The 5,223-nt window shown below is 56.8% G+C and carries 3 protein-coding genes; all 3 read right to left on the bottom strand.

The genetic code is table 11. The annotated features are described in order from the left end of the window. On the bottom strand, positions 1 to 296 hold a 296-nt coding region (locus tag YY7_RS0149425), incomplete at its 3' end, for an HD domain-containing protein (RefSeq protein ID WP_028169377.1). 591 nt (positions 297 to 887) lie between these two features. Continuing rightward, the gene (locus YY7_RS0149420) at positions 888 to 3,398 is read right to left on the bottom strand and encodes a hypothetical protein (protein ID WP_155255690.1); all 2,511 of its coding nucleotides are present in this window, start codon (positions 3,396 to 3,398) and stop codon (positions 888 to 890) included. Between the two features lie 1,341 nt (positions 3,399 to 4,739). Next, a partial coding sequence (locus YY7_RS62495) for a hypothetical protein (RefSeq protein WP_196237466.1) occupies positions 4,740 to 5,223 on the bottom strand: 484 nt, incomplete at its 5' end.

Below are 5,223 nucleotides of genomic sequence, written 5' to 3'. Positions count from 1 at the left end.
TCCGAGATGCCGTGGCTTCGCAGGAAGTCGCGCGCCGCATTCGCGCCGTCCACCTCGAAGCGCAGCCGACTTTCCCGGAAGCCGGAGGTCAGGCCGACATCATGGAACATGGTCGCCGTGTACAGCAGCTCCGGATCGAAGGTCAGCCCCTTCCGCTTCCCGGCCAGGGCGCCCCAGAAATAGACGCGCGTGGAGTGCTGAAACAGAAGGTCGCTCTCGGTGTCGCGAATGAACTGCGTTGCTTCCCGCGCCAATTGGCTGTCGGGAATCTTCACGCCGGAAATCTCGTTGATCATCATGGTCCATCCTCCATCAGTATCAGGTAAGGCCCGAACTCACGCCTTTCAGGTCAGGGCCGAGGTGACCGGCATTACCGCTGGTTTCTGAACTGCCGTTAGTAAGCCCGCACTTTGACCTGACGATGCCCCTTCAATGGAATGGAAGAACAACTCCACATTCAGCAACCCGCGAAGGGGAGCCAGAAGGTGCCGATCGCCTCAGCGACCGTCAATAGGATACGCCCTCCTGCCCCGGCGGGAAAGCGGCGCTGGGCCGGCCACCGCCAAAACCGAGCCGAAGGTCCGGAAGGGGTCACTAACGGACGATGGTTCGAACCGGCAGCACGTCCGGTTTCTCCCCAACATCGGACGTCATTCGGATATGAGAAGTTATGAAAGAAGTCAGTCGATGACCGATGAGTCGGTGGCCCACGCGGCACACATGTCGGCCATGTTCCCACAAGGAGATATTGCCGTTTGCGAGCACGTCGTCTTGCGCAATGGGGGTCATTCGGAGCGTCGAGCGAGCGAAGGAGCCCGCAAAGGACGCATTGAATAGATCAGCAGCGCAATCCGACGAGATTCGATGAAAGTCAAAGGCAATGCGCTTTAGGCACTGTGGGTGAGCCCTGAGATTGCAACAAGCAAGATCGTGCCCAATGCCAGACCAACAAGGCCGAGGGCAGAGAACGCGAAGACTTGCCAACCTTTCATGCGCGCACGCTCGGGGTCGTCGAAGAACGCGGTCAGTTCCTTGTTGATTGTGATCACGGGCAACAACTGCGCGAGACTGGCGCAAAGGCACCAAACTGCTCCGTTATGCTTCGCCGCCGGAACGGTCCACCAGAGGAGCGACGCGCCGGCTAGCCAGAATAGAAGCACCCAAGGCACAACTTTAAAAGTGTAGGTGCCAATACCGTAACCAGCCACGGAGCCGAGCACAGTCTGTAAGAAGCAGGAGCCCCGCAGCCATGTCGCCTTGCACGCGGCCTCGCGTTGGCGCTCGCGGCCAAGATAGCGAATATCTTCGGCCGCGTCCCGGTCGCCTGAATTCGTGAATGCCGCGGCGAGTTGGGCGTAGGGAGTCGGGCTGTACCTGGGATCGAGCCTGACCCAATTGTCCCACAACCCGACTTCCCGCCTGCGCGTTTCGGGTCCACTGCTTTCGTCAAGATGACCGAAAGTGAACCCAACGAGACGCAGTTGCCCCTTTGCTGGCCAGGTGCCCTTCTCCGCGTCCACAAGATTGCCAGCATGCGCATTGCGTAGATTTAGGACGCCGGAAGTTTCGTGGCTTACCTTCCAATCAGCGGATTCGTGCGCTCCACCAAGTTGTAACGCGCCGGCAATTGATGCACCCGACAGGTCAAGGTTGCCCAGACCGGCCCTGCGCAGATCAAGATCGCGACCAACGCGCGCAAAGGACATGTCGACCTCATCGGAATAGCGGGCGTCAGTCATGATTAGATCGCCCCCGACCTGCAAGGAGATCAAGTTCAGCGCGCGGTCGAAACTTGCGCCGGACATGTTGAACTGTCCCTTAATCACTGCACTTGGCAGAAACACCGCTTTGAAGTTGGATTTGTATTCGAATAGTGATCCCATCAACAGATTGCCGTCGACTTGCAGCAAGCCGGCAACCAGCGCGCCATCGAGACTGGCGCCGATCATGGAGATATTTCCCGCGACCTTCGCCCCGTTCAGATCAACCTTTTTGAAACTGGGCTTGAAGCGGTCGAACTGCATCAACAGATTGCCGTCGACATGCATGGTTTCAGCATCTAATTCACCGTCGAAACTAGCGCCGCTCATGTTGAGCTGACCCTTGATGACCGCCCCAGTCAAATTCACATTGTTGAAGCTGGATTGGTTTTCGTCGGCGGATTGCATGGACAAACTGCCGTTGACTTCCAGAGAGGAGGCGTTCAGCTTGCCCGCCAGGCTGGCGCCTATCATGGAGATATCTCCGGTGACCTTAGCGCTCGTCAGACTTATATCCTTGAAGCTGGCCTTGTTCTGCGCGTTAGATGCCATCGATAGTGTGCCGCCGACCTGCAGCAAACTGGCCTCCAGCGCGCCATCGAGACTCGCCCCGGCCATGATGACATTTCCTGCGACCTTTGATCCAGTCAGATTGACTTCCTTGAAGCTGGCTTTGTTCTGCGCATCGGATCCCATGTAAAGTGTGCCACCGACTTGCAGCAAGCTGGCCGCCAGCGTGCCGTCGAACCTCGCGCCGACAAAGCTGACTTGTCCCATGATTTCGGCGCCGATCAGAAATACATCGCGAAACTTTGTTTTGTCCTGGTTACTGGATGGCGCAAACAGATTGCCGCCGACTTTCAGTAGGCCGGCGTTCAGAGGGCCGTTGAAGCTTGCGCCAAGCATGTTGACTTGTGCAGCGACCTTCGCATCGGAAATGTCAACTTCGTTGAAGCTGGCCTTGTTCTGTTGGTCGGAATTCAAGAACAGATTGCCGCCAATGTGCACCTGGCTCGCCCCCAGCCTGCCGTCGAGCCGGGCTCCCGTGAAACGAATGTCTCCATCGGTTTTGGCGCCGTTAAGATCTATCCCACTTTTGAAAACGCTGGCATTGAAAAGCAGATCGCTCTCCGAATGCAAACCGTCGGCCTCGAGGCGGTTATTCATCAGCGAGCCTTCCAGCGAAATCGAACTGTCTGTCCGTGCGCGGATTAGATTGATGTGGCCCTCGATCCGGCTGTTGAGAATCGAGATCGACCGAATGAGCTTCGCGTTTTCGAGATTGATATCGCCGACGATTCGGGCACCATTAATCTGAACTCCCACAAAGGATATCGCCTCGCGCCACGGCGTCTGCGTCAACAGGTCTTGCAGAAAGCGGCCGGAGAGCTTGCGGCAGTCATCCTGCCAACGCGAATCATTTTCATCCTCCGAGTCGAGCACGGGTGTGTCACATCGCTTGTTGAAGTCGGCAGTATCGCCCTGCTTAAGCTGAGACAGCGCCCAGCCTTCAGCAGTGTTTGGGTCGTTGTAGGGCCCCTGCGCAAAGGCCGAGCCGGCTCCCAGACAAATCGCCAGCACGTTCAAAATCGCGATGGCGTCTCGGAAGAGTAACAAGGCGCCGAACATATCGCGCACCTTCCATATGCCGTCACTCGCACTGACAGAACGCGGCCCCACCGCACCTATTGGGGTCGAGCGGGCCGCACACGCGGCGATCCCAGGGACCGTGAAGACCTTATTTCGCCACGTCCGCTACGTTAGGAAGCTGCGACCACCAGGTACGGACGTATCCTCCTGTTGGGAGAACCTAAATCACAGACCGCGGTTGCATCTCGTCGCAAGCATCCTAGTGGTGCACAAAATCACACCGATGACCGCTTTTTCTCGAGATACTGGAAGACATCTCAACCTCCATTGGCCCCACGGGTTAGAATACTTCGTTACTCAATGCTCCAATCAAATGCTGCCATGCCAGCACGGAAGCTCTTGGTGATTTAGATCACAATCACAGGGTTATTTCCGCATTCTCAACCCGCTTCCGGGCTCCTGAAAATAAATGCTCGGTCGCGCTAGAGGCGCCTGACTTAGAGGCTTTTGAGCTCGGCATAAGCGCTTGAGATATCGACCCTTGTTTCTCAAGAAGCGGTGGCACGCCTTGCTAGCTAGGAGTAAAATTCTGGCTGAATGAAAAAAATCCCTGAGTGAATGTGGGGCCGGTCCGCGGGGGCGAGAGGCGCTGAGGAATTGACTACCCCCCACCCCTCCCGACATCAGCGACTCGACCAGTGGCTTTTAGTATTTAATTCCTGGATTTTGCGCATGAACCAGGGAGCCCGGTCCGCGATCAAACTAAGCCAGAGATTTGACCACCCCCATCTGAACCTCGGGTTGCAGGCCCTCAATTGAGGGCTTGCTTCGAGTATGTAAGAAACCTCAGTCTGCGAAATTTAGCGACCGGTCGAGAACCAAGCTTCAAAACCCAAGTGTCCCGAAAGCAACCTTGGTTGTCGGTCGAACACGGCAGCCGTCTTCGCTACGTGCGATCTGATGGCGCCATTGTGAGCCGGGAGCAAAGCGCCAATTGGCGGCTTGAACGGTAAGGCGGTCAGCGGAGCCCTTGCAGAGAGATCCATTCCGGCATGCGCTCTCTGAGAACATGGAGGACGCCAGCGCTCGCGCAACTATATTCGCAATTTGCGAAGATTAGCGTGGGCCTACGCAGGCTCCACGCAATCTGGTGGGTTTGTCAACCAGCGATGTCAACCGTGTCAACTCTGTCACCCTAACTTTTTCAACGTCCAGCTACCGAGATGCCGGGATGCGAACTACCCGCGATACGCTCAGCTGCTGGAAGGACCCACAAGGAATCCGCCATAAAGCAAGCCGATGTCCGTCAACCGAAGGCCGGATCAACAACACATCCCAGAGACGTACATTCTGGACGCTTCGCCCCGGAGACGCGTCTCTCGCGTTGGTCTATTCGCGCTTGGGACGCTGGTCGACCCTGAACGCGGTGCACGCGTTGGCATTTCCAATCCTTCTCTGTGCAAGCCCCCGAGTTTGGGGCTCGTTTTCTTGATAGCAATCGCCACGAGTTACTCGGAAAGCCTCTTCCTTTCTTCTTTCTGTGTTCTTCGTGGTGCTCGCCATTTTCACAGAATTGGACCCTCTCGGGCGATGGTCTGACGGTGCGCGTGAAATCCAGGCTCGCCATTCCGTCGAGATAATTTCCACCAGATTGGTGAGGCTCTTGCGGCCTCGCATCGGACGCTCGGTGACCTTGAGATGGAACAGCCGGCGGCCTTCATGCAAAGTGGTTTGGACGGTGGTCCGGCAGACGCCGGCAAGCGCGGCTATTTTGTCGATCGGCAAATCGCATACGCCGTGGTGCTTGATCTCGCCTGCGATGATGCAAAGAACAGCCCGCTGTCCTTCGGTATAACAATGCCGAAGCGTATCG

The sequence above is a fragment of the Bradyrhizobium elkanii WSM2783 genome (assembly GCF_000472865.1).
In the GTDB taxonomy this organism is placed as follows: Bacteria; Pseudomonadota; Alphaproteobacteria; order Rhizobiales; family Xanthobacteraceae; genus Bradyrhizobium; species Bradyrhizobium elkanii_A.
Note: the sequence above shows the minus strand (reverse complement) of the source record. Positions and strands in the feature narration are given on the sequence as shown.